General features: G+C 71.8%; 23 protein-coding genes, 1 tRNA gene and 1 riboswitch. Of the genes, 13 read left to right on the forward strand and 11 right to left on the reverse strand.

Annotated features, from left to right (window positions below; genetic code table 11):
- Positions 1–49: 49 nt before the first annotated feature.
- Genes FHU36_RS13795 through FHU36_RS13805 form a run of 3 tightly spaced genes read right to left on the reverse strand, consistent with a single transcriptional unit; the run spans position 50 to position 2,555 of the window.
- Positions 50–1,330 (reverse strand): Stp1/IreP family PP2C-type Ser/Thr phosphatase, encoded by a 1,281-nt coding sequence (locus FHU36_RS13795; protein WP_185084094.1) that lies wholly within the window; start codon positions 1,328–1,330, stop codon positions 50–52.
- A complete protein-coding gene (locus FHU36_RS13800) occupies positions 1,327–1,797 on the reverse strand; it encodes an FHA domain-containing protein FhaB/FipA (protein WP_185084095.1) in 471 nt (156 codons plus the stop codon). Before FHU36_RS13800 ends, FHU36_RS13795 begins: the two co-directional genes overlap by 4 nt.
- A 17-nt stretch (positions 1,798–1,814) precedes the next feature.
- Positions 1,815–2,555, reverse strand: coding sequence for an FHA domain-containing protein (locus FHU36_RS13805; RefSeq protein ID WP_101787431.1), 741 nt, complete (start codon positions 2,553–2,555; stop codon positions 1,815–1,817).
- A 192-nt stretch (positions 2,556–2,747) separates the two neighbouring features.
- Here FHU36_RS13805 and FHU36_RS13810 point away from each other — a divergent pair.
- Positions 2,748–2,830, forward strand: a tRNA-Leu gene (locus FHU36_RS13810).
- 256 nt (positions 2,831–3,086) lie between these two features.
- On the opposite strand, the gene FHU36_RS13815 is transcribed toward FHU36_RS13810, so the two are convergent.
- Both FHU36_RS13815 and FHU36_RS13820 read right to left on the reverse strand, forming a co-directional pair.
- Positions 3,087–4,106 (reverse strand): hemolysin family protein, encoded by a 1,020-nt coding sequence (locus FHU36_RS13815; RefSeq protein ID WP_185084096.1) that lies wholly within the window; start codon positions 4,104–4,106, stop codon positions 3,087–3,089.
- A complete protein-coding gene (locus FHU36_RS13820) occupies positions 4,103–5,449 on the reverse strand; it encodes a hemolysin family protein (RefSeq protein WP_185084801.1) in 1,347 nt (448 codons plus the stop codon). Before FHU36_RS13820 ends, FHU36_RS13815 begins: the two co-directional genes overlap by 4 nt.
- A 256-nt stretch (positions 5,450–5,705) precedes the next feature.
- Between FHU36_RS13820 and FHU36_RS13825 the strand changes: the two genes are divergently transcribed.
- Positions 5,706–7,025: an LCP family protein gene (locus tag FHU36_RS13825; protein WP_312891572.1), complete on the forward strand. Its 1,320-nt coding sequence runs from the start codon at positions 5,706–5,708 to the stop codon at positions 7,023–7,025.
- 84 nt (positions 7,026–7,109) lie between these two features.
- Here FHU36_RS13825 and FHU36_RS13830 read toward each other — a convergent pair whose 3' ends face one another.
- Positions 7,110–7,766 (reverse strand): GOLPH3/VPS74 family protein, encoded by a 657-nt coding sequence (locus FHU36_RS13830; RefSeq protein WP_185084097.1) that lies wholly within the window; start codon positions 7,764–7,766, stop codon positions 7,110–7,112.
- Positions 7,767–7,789: 23 nt separating this feature from the next.
- Between FHU36_RS13830 and FHU36_RS13835 the strand changes: the two genes are divergently transcribed.
- From FHU36_RS13835 to FHU36_RS13855, 5 genes are all read left to right on the forward strand, one after another.
- Positions 7,790–8,395, forward strand: coding sequence for a TenA family protein (locus tag FHU36_RS13835; protein ID WP_185084098.1), 606 nt, complete (start codon positions 7,790–7,792; stop codon positions 8,393–8,395).
- Positions 8,396–8,459: 64 nt separating this feature from the next.
- A complete protein-coding gene (locus FHU36_RS13840; RefSeq protein ID WP_185084099.1) occupies positions 8,460–9,338 on the forward strand; it encodes an Fpg/Nei family DNA glycosylase in 879 nt (292 codons plus the stop codon).
- Between the two features lie 93 nt (positions 9,339–9,431).
- The gene (locus tag FHU36_RS44355; protein ID WP_312891573.1) at positions 9,432–9,584 is read left to right on the forward strand and encodes a winged helix-turn-helix transcriptional regulator; all 153 of its coding nucleotides are present in this window, start codon (positions 9,432–9,434) and stop codon (positions 9,582–9,584) included.
- Entirely contained in the window at positions 9,581–9,904 is a 324-nt protein-coding gene (locus FHU36_RS13850) for a rhodanese-like domain-containing protein (RefSeq protein WP_185084100.1), read from the forward strand. The genes FHU36_RS44355 and FHU36_RS13850 overlap by 4 nt, the downstream gene beginning before the upstream one ends.
- Positions 9,905–9,943: 39 nt before the next feature.
- Positions 9,944–10,056: riboswitch (TPP riboswitch) on the forward strand.
- A complete protein-coding gene (locus FHU36_RS13855) occupies positions 10,047–11,381 on the forward strand; it encodes a purine-cytosine permease family protein (RefSeq protein WP_185084101.1) in 1,335 nt (444 codons plus the stop codon). Its footprint overlaps the riboswitch before it by 10 nt.
- 107 nt (positions 11,382–11,488) lie before the next feature.
- On the opposite strand, the gene FHU36_RS13860 is transcribed toward FHU36_RS13855, so the two are convergent.
- A complete protein-coding gene (locus FHU36_RS13860; RefSeq protein WP_246502038.1) occupies positions 11,489–12,079 on the reverse strand; it encodes a methylated-DNA--[protein]-cysteine S-methyltransferase in 591 nt (196 codons plus the stop codon).
- 66 nt (positions 12,080–12,145) lie between these two features.
- Here FHU36_RS13860 and FHU36_RS13865 point away from each other — a divergent pair, with 66 nt between their 5' ends.
- Together FHU36_RS13865 and FHU36_RS13870 are read left to right on the forward strand one after the other, a co-directional pair.
- Positions 12,146–14,014 (forward strand): sensor histidine kinase, encoded by a 1,869-nt coding sequence (locus FHU36_RS13865; protein WP_185084102.1) that lies wholly within the window; start codon positions 12,146–12,148, stop codon positions 14,012–14,014.
- A 152-nt stretch (positions 14,015–14,166) separates the two neighbouring features.
- Positions 14,167–14,595 (forward strand): ATP-binding protein, encoded by a 429-nt coding sequence (locus tag FHU36_RS13870; RefSeq protein WP_185084804.1) that lies wholly within the window; start codon positions 14,167–14,169, stop codon positions 14,593–14,595.
- Here the strand turns inward: FHU36_RS13870 and FHU36_RS13875 are convergent.
- The 3 genes from FHU36_RS13875 to FHU36_RS13885 form a co-directional block, all read right to left on the reverse strand.
- On the reverse strand, positions 14,592–15,239 hold the full coding sequence (locus FHU36_RS13875; protein WP_185084103.1) for a YidC/Oxa1 family membrane protein insertase: 648 nt from the start codon (positions 15,237–15,239) through the stop codon (positions 14,592–14,594). The genes FHU36_RS13870 and FHU36_RS13875 overlap by 4 nt on opposite strands.
- Positions 15,240–15,311: 72 nt before the next feature.
- Positions 15,312–15,533 (reverse strand): DUF6412 domain-containing protein, encoded by a 222-nt coding sequence (locus FHU36_RS13880; RefSeq protein WP_185084869.1) that lies wholly within the window; start codon positions 15,531–15,533, stop codon positions 15,312–15,314.
- Positions 15,534–15,537: 4 nt separating this feature from the next.
- Positions 15,538–15,705 (reverse strand): hypothetical protein, encoded by a 168-nt coding sequence (locus tag FHU36_RS13885; RefSeq protein WP_180903609.1) that lies wholly within the window; start codon positions 15,703–15,705, stop codon positions 15,538–15,540.
- Between the two features lie 106 nt (positions 15,706–15,811).
- On the opposite strand from FHU36_RS13885, the gene FHU36_RS46310 reads away from it, so the two are divergent.
- On the forward strand, positions 15,812–16,510 hold the full coding sequence (locus FHU36_RS46310; protein WP_185084104.1) for a response regulator transcription factor: 699 nt from the start codon (positions 15,812–15,814) through the stop codon (positions 16,508–16,510).
- Positions 16,507–17,631 (forward strand): sensor histidine kinase, encoded by a 1,125-nt coding sequence (locus tag FHU36_RS13895; protein ID WP_221495874.1) that lies wholly within the window; start codon positions 16,507–16,509, stop codon positions 17,629–17,631. Before FHU36_RS46310 ends, FHU36_RS13895 begins: the two co-directional genes overlap by 4 nt.
- Positions 17,632–17,698: 67 nt before the next feature.
- Here FHU36_RS13895 and FHU36_RS13900 read toward each other — a convergent pair whose 3' ends face one another.
- Entirely contained in the window at positions 17,699–18,097 is a 399-nt protein-coding gene (locus FHU36_RS13900; protein WP_185084105.1) for a hypothetical protein, read from the reverse strand.
- Between the two features lie 221 nt (positions 18,098–18,318).
- Between FHU36_RS13900 and FHU36_RS13905 the strand changes: the two genes are divergently transcribed.
- Together FHU36_RS13905 and FHU36_RS13910 are read left to right on the forward strand one after the other, a co-directional pair.
- Entirely contained in the window at positions 18,319–18,666 is a 348-nt protein-coding gene (locus FHU36_RS13905; RefSeq protein WP_185084106.1) for an STAS domain-containing protein, read from the forward strand.
- Entirely contained in the window at positions 18,663–19,433 is a 771-nt protein-coding gene (locus FHU36_RS13910; RefSeq protein WP_185084107.1) for a glycosyltransferase family 2 protein, read from the forward strand. Before FHU36_RS13905 ends, FHU36_RS13910 begins: the two co-directional genes overlap by 4 nt.
- Positions 19,434–19,474: the final 41 nt, after the last annotated feature.

A 19,474-nucleotide genomic window follows, 5' to 3' on the forward strand; every position in this document is an offset into this window, starting at 1 on the left:
GCGGGGTCTACGGGCTCTGCGGGATCTCTGCGGTCGCTCTCCAGCGTCTCTAGGGCTTCGTCTTCGTGGTGCTGGGGCTCGGCGACGCGCTGGCGGCCGGTGCGGCCTTCTTCTCGGGCGTGACCGCCATGCCGTTGATCTTGGTGAGGCCCTCGGCGACGCTCGTGACCTCGATGCCGTCCTTGATCAGCGCCTGGTCGGGCTCGGAGAGCTGGGACAGGGGCCTGCCGGTGCGCTGGGCGACCTGGAAGAACTGGAAGGGGCCGACCTCCTGCCGGATGCCCTGGAACACCACCACCTCGCCGCCCGTGACGCCCACGAAGAACTTCTCCTGGGTCCACTGCCAGCCGAAGTAGCCGCCGACGCCCACGGCGACGATGCCGACCCCCAGCACCGAGGCGAGCACGGGCCACACGCGGCGGCGCTTGGCCGGCCGCCGCGCCGCGCGCGCGCCGGGCTCGTCGTAGCCGTCGTCGTCGGGGATCACCGGCTGCGGCGCGGTCACCGCGCCCGCCTGCCCCGGCGGGGCGTCGGGAGGGGCCGGATGCAGGCGGTTCATCCCTGCGGCGCCGACGACCGCGGCCTCGGCCGGGGGTTGCTGCCCCTCGGCGATCTCCAGCACGTCGGCCAGGACGCAGGTGATGTTGTCGGGCCCGCCGCCCCGGTTGGCCAGGTCGATGAGCTGCCGGACGACCTCTTCGGGGTCGTCGATGTTGGTCAGCGTGGCGTGCAGCGTCTCCGCGCTCACCACGCCCGACAGGCCGTCGGAGCACAGCAGGTAGCGGTCGCCGATCTGCGCCTCGCGCAGCGTGAGATCGGGATCGACCTCGCCGCTGCCGTCGAGCGCCCGCAGCAGGATCGAGCGCTGCGGGTGTGTCGCCGCCTCCTCGGGGGTGATGCGCCCGTCGTCGACCAACTGCTGCACCAGCGTGTGGTCGTGGGTGATCTGGTAGAGCTCCCCGCGTCTGAGCAGGTAGGCGCGCGAGTCGCCGACGTGCACCAGGGCCACCTGGGTGCCGTGCCAGAGCATGGCGGTGAGCGTGGTGCCCATGCCCTTGAGGCTGGGGTCCCGCCCGACCATCTCGTGCAGCCTGCGGTTGGCGTCGCGTACCGCGGCCTCGATGGCGTTGAGCAGATCACCGCCCGGTTGGACCTCTTCGAGGGAGGCCATTGCGGCGATGGCGACGGAGCTCGCCACCTCGCCGTGTGCGTGCCCGCCCATGCCGTCGGCGACGGCGAGCAGGCGGCCGCTGGCGTACGCCGAGTCCTCGTTCCCTTCGCGGAGGAGGCCGACGTCCGAGCGGGCGGCGTAGCGGAGTGCGATGGTCATTTGCGCAATTCAATGACTGTCTTGCCGACGCGGATCGGAACTCCGAGCGGCACCGGTGTCGGGCGGGTGACTTTCGAGCGGTCGAGATATGTGCCGTTGGTCGAACCGAGATCTTCCACGATCCACTGACCGTCCTGAGGGAAGAGCCGGGCGTGCCGGCTGGAGGCGTAGTCGTCGGTGACCACCAGCGTGGCGTCATTGGCCCGGCCAATGGTGATGGGCGTCTCCGTGAGGTTAATGGTGGTGCCCTGCAGCGGGCCACCTGTCACGACGAGCTGGCGTGGCTCGTTCTTCTTGTTCTTCGGCTTCGCCGCCGGTTTGGCGGGTTTCGCGGCTTTTCGTGGACCCGCGGAAGCCGTTCGTGACCCGAACAAGTCTGTCCGGATCACGCCGACTGCGGCAATGACGAAGAACCACAGCACCGCCAGGAAGGCGAGCCGGATCAGCAGCAGCGTGAGCTCGGACATGGACCGTTTGTCTACCCCTAATCGCGCCGGAACACCAGTGTCGTACGCCCCAGGGTCACTCGCGTGCCGTTCTGGAGCTCGATACTGCGTACCGGCTGGCCGTTGACGAAAGTGCCGTTGGTCGATCCCAGGTCGACGAGGAGGACCTGCTGACCCTCGACGCGCAGCTCCGCGTGGTGGCGGGAGACGCCGGGATCGACCAGACGAAGATCGCAGTCGGTGCCCCTGCCGAGCAGGGTCACCGGAGTGGTCAGCTCGTAGGAGCGGTCACCCTGCGGGTCGTCCTGGGTGGAGACGAGCAGCCTGGGCCGCCCGCCGAAGGCGTTGGGCCGGGACGGAGGCAGGTCGCTCGCCGGCTGGCGGATCTCGTCCTGCTCGACCGTCGCGCCGCGGATGACGCCGGACCTGATGCGGAACAACCCCACGGCCAGGTCGGAGGCGGTCTCGAAACGGACCCGGACCGGTCCCACGAAGGAGTAGCCCTGCTCCTTGGCGTACTCCCTGGCGAGGTTGGCCAGCTCGTGGCTGATGCTGTCGGTGTAGACCTCAAGCCGTTCGCTGTCGGTCGTCGACAGCTCCACCACGAAGTCGTTGGGCACGAGCGTGCGACCCTGGGCGACGATCGCCGCCCGCTCGTCCATCTCACGCTGAACCGCGCTGGCGACCTCGACCGGCTGAAGGTCAGATTTGAACGCCCGCGCAAAGGCCCCCTCAACCAAGCCTTCGAGCCTTCGCTCGAAGCGCTGAAGGACTCCCACCGGGTACCTCCCTTCCTCCGTGCATATGATCGCGGCTCCGGGCGCTCGCGCGCCCGACCCGCTCGTCCCACGACGCGGCCGGCTCGGCGCTCGTCGGCGCTCGCCCAGCCCCTCCGCTCCCGTGTCTTATGCGATCGTATCCGGGTTCAGTGGCACCGGCTGTTCCGTGCTACTGTTTCTCCGCACCCACAAGGGCGGGTGGCGGAACGGCAGACGCGCACGGTTCAGGTCCGTGTGTCCGAAAGGACGTGAGGGTTCAAATCCCTCCTCGCCCACCTCGGTCTCCGGTGAAATCGGCAGACCCACACTGACGAAGGAAGCCCCGGTTCGCAAGAGCCGGGGCTTGTTCTTTTCCACAACCCAAGTGCCGGGCCCGTACCCACGGGACCAGTCCTACGCCGGGCCGGTTGCGGCCGGCTTGCTCCCGGCCGACGCCGGGCCCGGCCGGTGGGTGTGTTCTTGGCCACATTCGGCGCTCCACCCGGCTGCGCCCGGCGCCTCGTGCCGGGCGCCGGGCGCATCACAGTCCGGTCACGCCGCCTTCGCGCGCGTGTCGAGCAGCTCGCCGATCAGGTCCGTCAGCGTCACCAGGCCGATGACCGCGCCGTCCTGGCCGGTGACCAGGGCCACGTGCGCCCGCGCCTCCTGCAGGGCCGTCACGGCCTCGGGCACCTGCGTGACGCACGCCAGCCTGGGCGCCTGGCGGGCCAGGTCGCCCGCCGTACGGGCGGGCTGGAGCAGCGCGTCGCGGGCGTGCAGGACGCCCCTGACGTCGCCGGGGTCGCCGACGAGCAGCCGCAGGTGGCCGCTGTCACGCGCGACCCGCCTGATGTGGGCGGCGTCGGCCGACGGCGGCACGATGACGGCCTCGCCGATCGGCACCATCAGCCGTTCGATGCCCTCGGCCTGCAGCCGCAGCGCCCGCGTCAGCAGGTCGTGCTCCTCGCGGTCGAGCAGTCCCATCCGGCCCGACTCGCCCACCAGCATGGCGAGCTGGCGCGGCGTCCTGGTGGTGGCCAGCTCGTCGCGCGGCTGCACGCCGAACAGGCGCAGGATCACGTTCGTCAGGCCGTTCAGCGCCGACAGCAGCGGCCGCATCACCGTGACGAACGCCCGGAACGGCAGCGTCAGCAGCAGGGCGGCGCGCTCGGGGTGGGTGAGCGCCCACGACTTGGGCGCCATCTCGCCGATGACCATGTGCAGGAACGTCACCAGGGCCAGCGCGAGCGTGAGCGCGATCGGCATCCGGAGCTGCTCCGGCACGCCGACGGCGGCGAAGACCGGCTCCAGGGAGTGCTCGATCGCGGGCTCGGTGACCTGGCCGAGGATCAGCGTGCACAGCGTGATGCCGAGCTGCGCGCCGGCCAGCATGAGCGAGAGCTGCCGTGAGCCGCCCACGGCGGACTTGGCGGTGAGCCGCACCAGGCGGTTGCCGCCGCTCGCCATCTCCTCCAGGCGGTGCCTGCGTGAGCTGACGAAGGCGAACTCGGCCGCCACGAACAGGGCGTTCAGCGCCAGCAGCGCCAGGCTGAACAGGATGAGCAGCGTCATCGGGCGGCCTCCGCGTGCTGTAGCGGCGCCAGCCGCACCCATTCGGGCACCCGGCGGTTGAGCGACAGGACGGTCAGCTCGGCCAGGTGCTCATGTTCGTCCTCGGCGAACGGATCGGTCTCGGGCGTGGTGGGCACGACGACCTTGTCGCCCTCGTCCGGCATGCGGCCCAGCCGCGCCAGCACCAGCCCGGCCAGCGTGTCGTAGTCGTCGCTCTCGGGCAGCGCGACACCGGTGGCCCGCTCGACCTCGTCGAGCCGCAGGCTGCCGGGCACGTCCCAGGCGCCGCCGGGCCGCTCTACCACGCCGGCCGGCTCGGGGTCGTTCTCGTCGACCAGCTCGCCGACGAGCTCCTCGGCCAGGTCCTCGATGGTGATGACCCCGGCCAGCCCGCCGTACTCGTCGATGACGCAGACGATGTCGTCGCCCGCCGAGCGCATCTCGTCGAGGACGGCCGGCAGCGGCAGCGAGTCGGGCACCAGGCGGGCGGGACGCATGATGTCGCGCACCGGCCGGTCCTCCCACCCGTCGTCCACGCCGGACGACAGCAGCTCGCGCACGCCGGCCATGCCGGCGACGTCGCCGTCGGCGGCGAGGACGGGATAGCGGGAGTGGCCGCACTCGCGCATCACGCCGATGAGGTCGGAGATCGGCTGGGAGTCGCGCAGCACGACGACGCGCGGGCGCGGAACCATGATCTCCTCGGCGATGCGGTCGCCGAACTCCAGCGCCCGCTCCAGCAGCTCCGACAGCCGGGGCGGCAGTTCGCCGGCCCGGGTCGACTCGGCGATGATCCGGGACAGCTCCTCGGGGGTCGCGCCGTGCTCGACCTCCTCGACCGGCTCGATGCCGACGCGCCGCAGCAGCCCGGTGGCCGCCGAGTCGAACAGGCGCACCACGGGGCCGACCACGGCCAGGTAGGCGAGCGTCGAGCCGGCGAGGGACTTGGCGACCTGCTCCGGCCTGGCGATGCCGAGGTTCTTGGGGGCCAGCTCGCCCAGCACCATCTGCACGACGGTCGCGAGGAAGACGCCGACGGCGACGGAGACACCCGTCACGGCGCCGCCGGACAGCCCGGCGTCCACCAGCCAGGGGCGGACGAGGGTCGCGATGGCGGGCTCGGCCAGGAAGCCCACCAGCAGCGCCGTCACGGTGATGCCGAGCTGGGCGCCGGAGAGCATGAACGACAGGCGGGAGGCCACCCGCAGGGCCTTCTCGGCGGCCTTGTCGCCGGCCGCGGCCTGCTCGCGCAGCACGCCACGGTCGGCGGCCACGAAGGCGAACTCCTGGGCGACGAAGTAGCCCGTCGCGGCGGTGAGAAGGAGGAGGGCCAGGAGGCCCATATAGGCGCTCACCACGGTGAGCTCGCAGGGGTACCCGTGCTCGCGCACGGGCCGCTACTCCAAGGGTCCGGAGTGGACACGATCATCCCTTCCATAGAAGTGGTCCACAACGCTAACGACCGCCGCCGCCTCTATGTTTCCGGGGGGACCGTGCGTCGGTTGTGCGTACTTTTCCGTGGGAAAAGCTTGGCAACACCTCTGCAATGGTCAAGGGATGGACGTAGCGTTTACGGCAACCGAGGGGAAGTAGAGGGAAGTGTCTGAGGACGACCGGACGCGGGCCATGCGCTCGCCAGGAGACGGACGCCCGCTGCCTCCCAGGCACGACGGCGGCCCGCTGTCCGGCGGGGCGCCCGCGCACCAGCGCCCCCCGGTGCCGCCTGCCGGGGGCGCCGCGGCGCCGACCGCCAAGCTCCCGGCGACACCGGCGGCCGGTCCCGGAGGCGCCTCCGCCGCCGCGGGCGAGCCGCCCCGGGGGAGTTCGCGCGTGTACGGCAGGCAGCGCTCCGGCAACGGCCCCGTCAGGCCGCTCAGGTCGTCGAAGGGCGAGCCGCCGGCCGCGGCGCCGCCCTCCGGTCCCCGGCCGCCGGCGCAGGGCCGGCCGAAGGGGCCTGGTCGCAGACCGTCCGGCAGGACCATCGCGAAGATCGTCGCGGCTGTCCTGGCGGTGCTGCTCGTGGCGGCCGTCGGCATGTTCCTGTGGATCGACTCGCGGCTGGCCGGCATCGAGGGCGTGCTGGAGGACTACGAGGGCCGCCCCGCCGACACCTCGGGCACCAACTGGCTGCTCGTCGGCTCCGACAGCCGCAAGGGCCTGTCGGCCGCCCAGCGCCGCAAGCTCGCGACCGGCCGCTCGGCCGGGCAGCGCACCGACTCGATGATGCTGCTGCACATCCCCGAGGGCGGCGACAGGCCCACGCTGGTCAGCCTCCCGCGCGACTCGGCGGTCACCGTCTTCGGCAAGGGACGCAACAAGCTCAACGCCGCCTACGCGATCGGCGGGCCGCGGCTGCTGGCCCAGACGGTCGAGACCGTCACCGGCGTGCACGTCGACCACTACATGGAGATCGGGTTCGCGGGCTTCGTGGGCATCGTGGACGCGGTCGGCGGCGTCGAGATCGACGTACGGGCGGCCGTGGACGACCCCAAGGCCGGGCTCAAGCTGAAGAAGGGCCGCCAGGTCCTCGACGGCGGCCAGGCGCTCGGCTACGTGCGCACCCGCAAGGGCGGCGCGCTGCCCGACTTCGAGCGCACCAAGCGCCAGCGCCAGTTCCTCGGCGCCGTGGTGAAGAAGGCCGCCAGCCCCGGCGTGCTGATCAATCCGTTCACCTCGATCCCGCTGGCCATGAGCGCCACCGAGGCGGTCACGGTCGACGACGGCACGGGCGCGTTCGACATGCTGTCGCTGGGCCTGGCGATGGGCGACAGCCCGGTGACCACGGTGGTGCCGTTCGGCGGCAGCGAGATCGCGGGCGGCGGCACGGCCGTCAAGTGGGACCGGGCCAGGGCGACCAGGCTGTTCGACGCGCTCAAGGAGGACAAGCCGGTGCCGAAGGACATCCTCGACGCGAGCTGAGGCGGCTCCACCGGGGCGCGCGGGCGCGCTGGGCCGTTCCCGCAGGGCCCAGCGGGCGGGCCGTGCGCCTGCCCGCGCTCTGCGTCAGCCGCTGCCGCCTCCCACGGCGGCGGCGGTGGCGGCGATCGAGGCCGTCACCACCACCGAGTTGATCGCCGCGATGGTCTGGGCGACGGCGTCGGCCGCCCAGGCGCCCTCGGCGATCTCCTTGATCCGCTTCTTGTCCGCCCCGGGGAACGCCTTCCTGTCGAGCTTGGCGGCGCGCATGAGGGCGATGAGGACGGCGGTGCGCGGGTCGGGGTCGGTGCCCGCGAGCGCGCCCGCCACGCGCTCCCTGACCTGCGCCTCCACGCTGCCGTCGAGCTCCGGCCAGCGGGTGGTGGGGAAGACGCCGAGCACCTTGCCGCGCTGCTCGCTCAGCACCCCGGTGTCGGCGAGCCTGGTCAGCAGGCGGTTGCGGAGCTTGGCGGAGTAGAGCTTCTGCACCCACCAGACGGGCTTGCGCTCCTTGCGCTCCTCAGCCATGCGGGCCAGGGTCGCGTCGAGCTCCGCGTCCGCGAGGGGGGTGGCGTCGCGGACGGACACCTTCTTCGCCGACAGCTCGATCCGCTCGTTGACGGCCAGCTCCGCCAGGATCGCCCCGGCCAGCGCCGGGTCGAGCTGCGTGCCGGAGATGAGCAGCTTGCCGTCGTCCTCGGTGAGGGCGAGGAGCAGGAGTTCCTCGGCGATCGTCACAGTCATGGTTTTGACATTAACGTGCCCTCATGGGTCTTTCGGAGAAGTTGCACGCCGTCGGTCTTCCGCTGCTGAGGGAGCAGCTCGCCCATCCCACTGTCGTGGGCATCGGGCGGGGCGACCTGCCCGAGCCGGTGTTCCGGTCGTGGCTGGAGCAGGACTACCTGTTCCTGCTCGACTACGTGCGGGTGTTCGCGCGGCTGGCCTGGCAGGCGCCCGACGGGCACGTGGGCGACCTGGTGGACCTGGCCCACGCGACGTTCCACGACGAGCTGGACCTGCACCGGTCGATGTCGGCCGAGTTCGGGGCCGACCTGGAGGGGGCGCGCAAGGGCCCGGCCTGCGCGGCGTACACGGCGTTCCTGCTGGAGTCGGCCACGGACTACGGGGAGGGGCTGGCAGCCCTCTATCCCTGCATGTGGGGCTATTCGATGCTGGGCGGGAAGCTGGCGGAGAACCCGCCCGCCGAGCCGCGGTACCGCGCCTGGGTGGACACCTACGCCGACCCGGGCTTCGCGGCGCTGGCCGCGCGGATCGGGGAGATGATCGACGAGGCGGCCCCGGACCCCGCGCGGGCGGAGGCGCTGTTCGTCGAGGGGATGCGGCACGAGCTGGCGTTCTGGGACGTGCCCTGACGGCACGTCGTCGCCGACGGTCCACAGGCTGTGGATTGCCGAGGCCGACCCGTACCCTGGTGACATGCCGGAACTTCCCGAAGTCGAGTCGTTGACCGCCTTCCTGCGGGAGCGGGCGGTGGGCCGCACGGTCCTGGCGGTCGACGTGCTCGCGATCCAGGCACTCAAGACGTTCGACCCGCCGGTGGGCGCGCTCGGCGGGCTGACCGTCACCGGCGTGGCGCGGCACGGCAAGTTCCTCGACCTCGACTGCGACGGGCTGCACCTGGTGATCCACCTGGCGCGGGCCGGGTGGCTGCGCTGGCGCGACGACCTGTCGGGCGCCAAGCCGGTCCGCCCGGGCAAGGGCCCACTCGCCGTGCGCGTGCGGTTCGCGCCCGACGACGCGGGGCTCGCGCCGGGGTTCGAGCTGACCGAGGCGGGCACACAGAAGCGCCTCGCCGTCCACGTCACCAAAGATCCCGACACCGTGCCGGGCATCGCGGCCCTCGGCCCCGACCCGCTCGACGACGCCTTCACCGTCGACGCGCTCAAGCGCATCGTCGGCGGCAACCGCACCCAGATCAAGGGCCTGCTGCGCGACCAGAAGATCATCGCGGGCATCGGCAACGCCTACTCCGACGAGGTGCTCCACGTGGCCCGGATGTCCCCGTTCAAGATCGCCGCCACGCTCACCGACGCGCAGATCGCCGACCTGCACGAGGCCATCGTCACCACCCTGCGCGAGGCGGTCGAGCGGGCCCACGGGCTGGCGGCCAAGGACCTCAAGGCGGAGAAGAAGTCGGGGCTGCGGGTGCACAACCGGGCTGGGCAGCCCTGCGACGTGTGCGGCGACACGATCCGGGAGGTGTCGTTCGCCGACTCCTCGTTGCAGTACTGCCCCACCTGCCAGACGGGCGGCAAACCCCTCGCCGACCGGCGGTTGTCCCGTCTGCTCAAATGAGCGGCACCGAGGCCGACGACGCCTACGACGTCCGGCAGTGGGACACCCGAGAGGGCTGCGAGGTCCGCCAGATCCTCGACCGCGTCGCCGGTCGTGCCGCCCCGGGTGGACTACGCGCTCACGCCGCTCGGCCGTACCCTGCACGAAACGATCAAGGCGCTGGTCACCTGGCCCGAGGAGCACCAGGGGGAGATCGCGGCCGCCCGTGCCGCCTACGACCGCGGGCGCGAGATGATGGACACATGACGGTTCCTGAGATCGAGGCCAACCAGGTCCCCGCCGACGCCTTCCTGCTCGACGTGCGCGAGCGCGAGGAGTGGGTGGCCGGTCACGCTCCCGAGGCGGTGCACATCCCGATGTCGGAGATCCAGGGCCGGGTCGCCGAGGTGCCGGAGGATCGCAAGGTCTACGTCGTCTGCCGGTCCGGCGGCCGGTCGCTGCAGGTGGCGGCCTGGCTGAACCACCTGGGACGCGAGGCGGTCAACGTCGGTGGCGGCATGCAGTCGTGGGAGTTCGTCCGCAGGCCGATGGTCAGCGAGACGGGCCAACCTCCCTTTGTCGCCTGACTAGTGACAAACTCGATCTAGTGTCATAATTCGGGCGATACACACACCCGCGGGAGCTCGGGGCAACCGGGCTGAGAGGGCAGCTACCGCCGCTGCCGACCGCATGAACCTGTCCGGGTAATGCCGGCGTAGGGAGAGTGCGATGGCGCACGTCGCCGACGAGGTTCCGCTGACCCTCGAAGGAGAACCCCCCAAGACCCTCGGGCTGCTCGACCAGGGCGCCCTGTGGGCCAACCTCGGCGTCAGCCTCCTGGGCTTCTCGGGAGCGCTGTTCCTGATCAACCCGCTCGGCGACGCCCCGCTGAGCCTGGCGGCCGCCCTGACGGCCGCGCTCGTCGGCAGCCTGATCGGCACGGCCATGGTGGGCGTGGCGGCCGTGCCCGGCACGCAGACCGGGCAGCCGGCGATGGTCCTGCTGCGCGGCCTGTTCGGGGCGAGGCTGTCGTACATCCCGACCGTGCTCAACATCGTCCAGATGGTCGGCTGGGGCGCCTTCGAGCTCTGGGTGATCGCCATGGGCGCGAGCGCCATCTTCGGCCCCACGGTGCCGTACGCCGTGTGGGTGATCGTGGCCGGGGTACTCACGACCGCGCTGAGCATCTGGCCGCTCGGCGCGGTACGGGTGCTGCGCCGCTACGTGACGATCGCCGTCGTCGTCGCGATGATCTGGTTCGCCGTGGACTTCCTGGGCACGGCGCAACCGGAGACCGGCGGCTCGTGGGCGGCCTTCGCGCCGGCCGTCGACTACGTGATCGCGCTGTCGGTCTCCTGGGTGCCGCTCGCCGCCGACTTCGCCCGGCACTCCAGGTCGAGCACGGCGGCGTTCACCGGTGTGGTCGGCGGCTACACGCTGGCCCAGGTGGCCTGCCTCGGCCTCGGCGTCTACGCGGTGGCCATCGCCGGGTCGGCCGCGGTGAGCGCCGACAGCACGGCGGTGTTCGGGCCGTTCGTCGCGGCGCCGCTCGGCGCGCTGTTCTTCGCCGTCCTCGTGCTGCGGGAGACCGACCAGTCGTTCGCGAACGTCTACTCCACCACCGTGTCGCTGCAGAACCTCATGCCGCGGGTGGACCGGAGGGTCTTCTCCATCGCGGTGGGCGTGCTGACGATCGGCATCGCGCTGCTCGTGAACGTGACGTCCTACGGGGCCTTCCTCAGCGTGATCGGGGCGGTGTTCGTGCCGATGTTCGCGGTGCTGGCCGTCGACTACTTCGTGCTCGGCGGCGCGTTCGGGTGGAACACCGCGGAGGACGCGCCGGCCCGCTGGTCCATGCTGCTGCCCTGGGCCCTGGGCTTCGCCGCGTACTGGCTGACCACCTCGACGCCGACCGTCGGGCAGTGGGACGCCCTGTGGGGGGCGGTGCGCGACGCGATCGGCTTCACCCGGCAGCCGTGGATGAACGGCGCGCTCGGCGCGGCCCTGGTGGCGGCGCTCGTGACGCTGGCGGTGGGCGTGGTCGCCCGCTCCCGCCGACGCTAACGACCAGCCCGGCGCGGTGTTTCAGGGCGGCGCGATGTTCAGAACGGCGCGGTGTTTCAGGGCGGCGCGATGTTCAGAACGGCGCGGCGTTCAGGGCGGCGCGGTGTTCAGGCGAGGGCGCGCGTCTCGACGGTGAGCAGGTGGCGCTTGGCGGCGGTGCCTCCGGCGTAGTCGCCGAGCGCGCCGTCGCCCGGGACGACGCGGTGACAGGGCACCACCACGCACACCGGGTTGGAGCTGAGCGCGTTGCCGACCGCCCGCAGCGCGCGCGGCCGGCCGATGCGCTCGGCGATCGCGTCGAGGGTGGCCGTCGTGCCGTAGGGAACCGCCATCGTCTTCTGCAGCACCGTGCGCGCGAACGGCGTGGCGAGGGCCAGGTCGACCGGTGTGGCGAAGGCGCGCAGCCGGCCGGAGAAGTAGGCGTCGAGCTCCCGGCGCACCGGGTCGAGCCGGCGGGCGTCGGGGCCGATGAACGTGCCGACGTGCCGGGACACCCGCTCGAAGACGACGTGTTCGTCGTCGTAGCTGCACGCCACGAGGCCCTTGCCGGACACCGCGAGCACCATCCTGCCGACGGCGCCGTCGTAGGTGCCGAACGCGATGTCGGGGGGCGACTGTCCGCGGTAGGTGGGCGAGGTGACCCGCAGCAGAGCATCGATGTCGCCGCCCGCCATCCCCTCACCCTCTTCCCGTCGCAAGCCGTGACCGCAGCGTATCGGACGGATCGCACGACGCAGGCACCTCGCCACGGGCACTATGGAGATGTGGGTGACGAGTGGGCCGGCAGTGACGACGAGATCGCCCGTGCGGTGCTCGCCGCCTCGCCCAACGCGCTGATCGCGCTCGACCGCGACCAGACCGTCCTGGTGTGGACGCCGGCGGCCGAACGGCTCTTCGGCTGGACAGCCGAGGAGATGCTGGGCCGCCGGGCGCCGATCGTGCCGGACGAGCTGACGGCCGAGCACAACGCGGTGCTCGAACGCGTGCGCACGGGCGGTCAGGTGAGGCTGCAGACCAGGCGGTTACGCAGCGACGGCGGCGTGATCGACGTCCGGGTCGACACGAGCGCGCTGGTCATCGGCACTTCGGTGGTGGGCTACGTCTGCGAACACCACCCCGCCGAGGCCGACGAGGCGGCCCGCGAGCGCGTGGCGCGCCGGGCGCAGCTCGTGCGCCGGCTGACCGACGTGGTCGCCGACATCAACGCCGAGCTGGAGTTGTCGGCCGTGCTCGACCGGATCGCGGCCAGCCTGACCGAGCTGACGGGCGCCGACGCGGGCGGCTTCGTGCTCATCGAGGGCGAACGCCTGCGCCTGGTGAGCACCCACCGGCTGCCCGAGACGCTCAAGGGCGCGACGGCCGATCTGCGCACCAGCCTCGTCGGCAAGCTGCTGCGCACCGGCCGGACCGTCCTGCTGGAGTCCGGCGGCCTCGGCGAACTGGTCTGGGCCGAGTTGTCCGGACTGCACACCATCGCGCTCGGTCTCGCGGCCGTGGGCGGGCGCCCCTACGGCGCGCTGTACGCGCTGTTCGCCGACGGCCGGCCCGGCCACCTGGAGCTGGAGCTGCTCGAACTGCTCGCCGGGCACGCGGGGATCGCCGTGGGCAACGCGATGGCCTACCAGGAGGCGATCCGCCAGCGGGCCCACGAGCGGGCGCTGTTCGACGCGAGCGCCGACGGCATCGCCGTGCTGGACCGCGAGGGACGGGTGATCCGGTGGAACCCCGCGGCGACCGAGCTCACCGCCCTGCCCGCCGACGCGGTGCTGGACCTGCCGCCGCCGTTCGCGCTGCCGGGGCCGGGCGAGAAGCTGACCTTCCGGCTGCCGAACGGGCGCTGGCTGGACGTGGTGGGCGCCCAGATCGAGGAGACCGGCGAGGTGGTGGTCGACTTCCGCGACGTGACCCAGGCCAAGGAACTGGAGGAGGCCAAGGACCTCTTCCTGGCCACCACCAGCCACGAGCTGCGCACCCCGATCACGATCGTGCGCGGCTTCGCCAGCACACTGGACGCGCGCTGGGACAAGCTGACCGACCCCGAGCGCCGCTCCGCCGTCCACACGATCGCCGAGCGGGCCCGGTCGCTGGGACGGCTCATGGACCATCTGCTGCTCGGCTCCCGCGCCGGCGCGGACGAGCTGAAGGTCCGGGTCGAGGCGTTCGACCTGACCGAACGCATCCACGCGGCGACGCTCGGCCTGCCCGAGCTGTCCGACCGGCACCGGGTCGAGGTGACCGTCCCGGAGGACCTGCCGCCGGTCCGGGGCGACGCGCTGGCCACCGAGATCGTGCTCGGCCAGTTGCTGGAGAACGCGTTCAAGTACAGCCCGGCAGGCGGCCTGATCCGGGTCGAGGCGTGGCCGGAGGACGACACGGTGGTGGTCGTCGTGGACGACGAGGGCGTCGGCATCGCCCCGCCGGACCGGGAACGGATCTTCGAGCGGTTCGTCCAGGTCGACAGCGGCGACCGCAGGAGGTTCGGCGGTGTCGGGCTCGGCCTCTACATCGTGCGGAGCCTGGCCAGGGCCCAGGGCGGCGACGTGAGCGCCCACTCGCGCGACGGCGGCGGCACCCGGATGCGGCTCGTCATCGGCACCGCCTCCATTACTGGATCCGACACACCGATGCGGTAACGAGGTGGTCACGGATGTGCTGACCTACAGTCCAATGTGTACAAGCTGTGATCGAGATGCGGTTTCTGGGATTGAGTAACGGGGCATTTCGGTCGTACCGGGGAGTGTTCCCGCGGGGGGCACTGGTAGACGGGGAGGTGGGTGTGTCAAGCATGGTGCTGCTGCCGTACGCGCCGTCCAGCGTCGCCGTTGCCCGCCAGCGTCTGAGCACTGACCTGCAGGATCTCGGCGTGTTCGACGCCGCGATCGACGACGCCGTACTGGTGGTGAGCGAGCTGCTCAGCAATGCGCTGAGACACGCCCATCCGTTGCCGTCGGGCATGGTCAAGGTGGCGTGGCTGCGCAGCGGCGACCGGATCGAGGTGGCGGTGAGCGACGGGGGAGCCGCCACCGAGCCGCGCGCGGGCCGCCCCACCCTCTCATCGCTGGGGGGCAGGGGGCTCGGCATCGTCGAGTACGTGGCCGAGAGCTGGGGCGTTCGCCATGACGGCGAGATGACGACCGTGTGGGCCATCCTGTCCGCGCCCAACGGCAACGGCTCGATGAACGGGCACGTCGCAGCCCTGAGAGAGGCCGGCTAGCCGACGCGGGCGGCCAGCACGGCGCGCTCGCCGAAGGTCCAGGCCGTGGACACCAGGAGGTACAGTCCGGCGGCCAGCGGCAGCATCGCCGCGGCGACGACCGAGCCCCACGGCAGCAACGGCATGATCTTCCGCAGCGTTTCGGGCTGCTCCTCCGTGAGCGTGGCGCGGATCTTCCGTGACGACAGCCACGCCACCAGTGCGACCAGTGCGATGATCACAGCGAAGACCGAAAATGGCCAACTGATCAGTCCGTAATTGGCTACCACGCCGGCCACCTGCTGACCCAGCGGAACCCCCAGCAACTGCTGGCCGGCGAGCGCGGTCGGATGCGTGGCGACCTGGTACATCAGCCACAGGAACGGCAACTGGGCCAGCCCCGGCAGGATTCCGGCGAACGGCGAGCTGCCCTCCCTGGCGTACAGCGCGGAGACCTCCTTGCTGAGCCGCTGCGGATCGCGCCCGAACCGCTTCTGCAGCCGGCGCAGCTCCGGCGCCAGCCGCTCCTTGACCTTGGCGCTGCGCGCCTGCCGGACGCTCAGCGGGAGCAGCAGCACCCGTACGGCCAGTGTGAACAGCACGATGGCGAGGGCGGCGTGGCCCCCGGACATGCCGACGACGAACGTGACAAGAGAATCGATCATGAGCCCTTCAGACATGAGGAAGTCTTCACACAGAGGAAGACGGACTCAGGGCTCGTCGAAGACGAAGCCCCGCTAACGGGAAGCGGGGCAGGGGGAAGGCGCTCGGGGGCGTGGCCGGCCGGCCGCGCCGGGATCGCGCTGCCGCTGGAACGCCGTGCGCCGGGCGTAGACCAGCGGGAAGCCGGACGGCTCGGCGGTGCCGAGCGGCAGCAGCCTGGCGGCCCAGCTGACCAGCAGCAGGACCGCCACCATCGTGACGCCCATCAGCCAGGGGTCGAGCAGGAACGCGGTCACGGGCTCAGCGGGACGTCTTGCCGACCAGGGTCACCGCGATGAAGACCAGCAGGGCGACCACCCCGATGATCAGCGCGACCTTCAGCAGACCCATGATCATGGGCAGCACGAAGTTGAACAGCACGAAGAGCGCCAGGAGCGCGCCCAGCACGAGCATGACGACTCGACTCATGAGCCCACCGTACGTCCTGTGGGCATGATCCGCGAGGCTTACGAACCGATGACGTGGGTGTCGTCCCGGGTGTCGGCACAGGGTGGCCCGGCCGTACCGTGAAGAGGTGAACACGCGCATCCTCGTGGTCGAGGACGATCCCACCGTGGCCGAGGTGGTGGCGCGCTACCTGGAGCGCGACGGGCACGAGGTGGAGTGCGTCGGCGACGGGGCGGAGGCGCTGCGGCGGGCGCTGGCCCGGCCGCCCGACCTCATGGTGCTCGACCTCATGCTGCCCAAGGTCGACGGGCTGCAGGTGTGCCGCAGGCTCCGCGAACGCTGGCCCGTCCCGGTCATCATGCTGACCGCCCTGGGCGAGGAGATCGACCGCGTGGTGGGCCTGGAGACGGGTGCCGACGACTACGTGACCAAGCCGTTCAGCCCCCGCGAGCTGGCGCTGCGCGTCCAGTCCGTGCTGCGGCGGGCGCGTGGCGCGTCCGTCACGGCCGGCTCGGGGGTGCTGCGCGACGCCGGCCTGGTCGTCGACGTGGGGGCCCACGAGGTACGGCTGGACGGCGGCGAGGTGCCGCTGACCGCCCGCGAGTTCGACCTGCTCGCCTACCTGATGCGCAACCCCCGCCAGGCGTTCAGCCGGTCGGCGCTGCTGAACCAGGTGTGGGGCTGGTCGTTCGGCGACTCCTCGACGGTGACGGTGCACGTCAGGCGGCTGCGCGAGAAGATCGAGCCCGACCCGACGCGGCCGCGCAGGATCGTCACGGTGTGGGGCGTCGGCTACCGCTACGAGCCCCTGGAGTCGCCGGGATGACCGGCCTCGGCGGGCTCGCGCGGGCCGCCGCGATGGGCGACCTGGGCGTGATCGTGGCGGTCACCGCCGGGCTCGGACTGGTGGTGGCCGTGCTCGGCGTGTGGGCGACGTGGTCGCTGCGCAGGCGGTCCATCGGCGTGATGCTGGCCGTGGTGATGGTGGTCTCGGTCGTCGCGACCCTGGCGGGCGTGGTGGCCATCACGCTCATGATGATCATCGAGGGCCGGGTGCGCGACATCGTGCTCAGCGTCGTCGCCGTGGGCGGGCTGGTGGGGCTGGGAGTGGCGTTCGCGCTGGCCAGGCGGGTCGTGGGGGAGAGCAGGCGGCTGGTCGCCGCCGTACGGGAACTGCCGTTCACCGCGCCCCGAGGGCTGCCCGCCGAGCTGCAGACGATCGCCGACACGCTGGAGGAGGCGAGCGCCCGCGAGCGAGCCCTGGAGGAGGCGCGGCGCGAGCTGGTGGCGTGGGTCAGCCACGACCTGCGCACCCCCCTCGCCGGGATGCGGGCGATGGCCGAGGCGCTGGAGGACGGGGTGGTGTCCGACCCGGCGACCGTCGCCCGCTACCACGGGCAGATCAAGCTGGAGGTGGAGCGCCTGTCGGCGATGGTGGACGACCTGTTCGAGTTGTCGCGCATCCACGCCGGGGCGCTGCGGCTCTCGCGGGCCAGGATCGGCCTGGCCGACCTGGTGGCCGACACCGTCGCCGGAGCCGAGCCGCTGGCCCGCGCCAAGGGGGTGCGGCTGGCCGCCGAGGCGATGGGGGCCGTGCCTGTGGAGGCCGACCCGGGGGCGCTCGGCCGGGCGCTGGGCAACCTCGTGGTCAACGCGATCCGCCACACGCCATCCGACCGGACCGTCGTGCTGCGGGCGGGGGTCGAGGCGGGGATGGCCTGCCTGTCGGTCTCCGACTGCTGCGGCGGGATCCCGGACGAGGACCTGCCACGGGTGTTCGACGTGGCGTTCAGGGGCGAGGCCGCCCGGACGCCGACGCCCGACGGGGGAGCCGGGCTCGGCCTGGCGATCGCCCAGGGCATCGTCGAGGCCCACGATGGGATGATCGGCGTGGTCAACGACGGGCCCGGATGCCGTTTCGAGATCCGGCTCCCCCTGGTGCGCTGATCGGCGGCGGGTGGCGCGCGGAGCTCTGCGCGCGCCGGCCGAGGCGATCAGACGTCATGACGGGCTGTCAGGCGGACTCCGGCAGGGGAGGGAAGGCCGTGCCGAACGCCTCCGACATCGCACGAAATGTCGGGCATGGCCAGCGCCACATGCAGCTCCGGCACCGCAGGATCGGGTGCGCGGCGTCGCTCGTGATGCCGCCTGCGTCGCGAGGCTGGTGCAGGTCGAGCAGCCTCAGGGTGAGCTCGGTGAACGTGATCAGGTCTTCACGCGCCCCGGACAGGAAGTCGAGGTCCTCGACCGCCAGCCGGGTGCGCACGGGGACGAAGCCCTCGTGGTTGACCAGACAGCGCAGGCGCCCCGACTCCTCCCGCCAGGAGGCGGCCTTCTCGGTGCGGATGAGGATGGTCTCCAGGTGTTCGCGGAGCCGTTGACGCTGAGGATCTTCGGGTTGTTCAGTGTTCATCGCGATACGCGGGCCCGTGTCTCGCCCAGCCCCTCCTTCTCGGTGAAGTGGTGACCGGATGCGGAGGTGCCGGGCCGCCCCCTTCCGGCCGTGCCGGTGTCACACCGTCAAGCTTCGCGTACTCTCCGTCTCCATGGAGCCCAAACTGATGACAAAAACCGGTGGTCTCCCTCTCGGCGTGACAACGTGACCCGGGCGCTCCGCGCCGCTAGCCTGCCCCTGTGGAGCTCAAGGTCTCGACTCGATCACATGCCGGCCATGCACTCGTTGCGATCGCCGGCGAAATCGACCTCTATACGGCACCCCACCTGCAGTCGGAGTTCACCCGCCTGCTGCAGGACGGGCCCAGCCGCGTGGTCATCGACATGTCCGGCGTGGATTTCTGCGACTCCACGGGGATGAACGTCCTGCTGTCGGCGCTCAAACGGATGAAGGAGCGCGGCGGCTCCCTCCACGTGGCCGCCCCCCGGCCGGCCGTCCGCAAGATCCTGCAGGTCACCGGGCTCGACTCGGTGTTCACCGTGCACGACGAGGTGCCGCAGGAGTTTCTCATCGCCGAGGGATCATGACGGCTGGGGAGGACGGTGTGACCGACGCCACGCACGCACCGGCCGACGGCGACACCGCCGTGGTCGTGCCCGCCAAGGACGAGGCCCACCGCATCGGCGCCACCGTCACCGCGGCCTTGGCCCTGCCGGGCGTCGATCTGGTGGTGGTCGTCGACGACGGCTCGGCCGACCAGACCGGCAAGGTCGCGCGGGCCGCCGGGGCGCGGGTCGTGCGCCACAGCCGTAACCGCGGCAAGGCCGCCGCCATGGAGACGGGCGCCGAGGCCGTCCGCCTGCTGGACGGCCCGACGCCGCGCCACTTACTCTTCCTCGACGCCGACCTCGGCGACACCGCCGGTGCGGCGGCCGCGCTCGTCGCGCCGGTCCGCGCGGGCGAGGCCGACATGACGATCGCCGTCTTCGCCACCCGGGTCAGGCTCGGCGGCCACGGCATGGTCGTCAGGCTGGCGCGTGACGGCATCCGCCGCGCCACGGGCTTCGAGGCCAGGCAGCCGCTCAACGGCCAGCGCTGTCTCACCCGCGACGCCTTCGAGGCCGCCCGGCCGCTGGCCCACGGGTTCGGCGTGGAGACCGGGCTGACGATCGACCTGCTGCGCAAGGGTTTCCGGGTGACGGAGGTCGAGGTGGAGATGAGCCACCGAGCCACGGGCACCGACTGGCGCGCCCAGCTCCATCGCGCCAGGCAGCTCAGGGACGTGGGGCTCGCTCTGGCGGCTCGCGAGCCGCTGATCGCCCAAAACCTCAACAAACTTCGCGCCAACCGCTGATCCGCCCCACGCAAACCACCCATACAGCGCAGCCCTGCCAC

It is taken from the genome of Nonomuraea muscovyensis, assembly GCF_014207745.1.
GTDB classification, from domain to species: Bacteria; Actinomycetota; Actinomycetes; order Streptosporangiales; family Streptosporangiaceae; genus Nonomuraea; species Nonomuraea muscovyensis.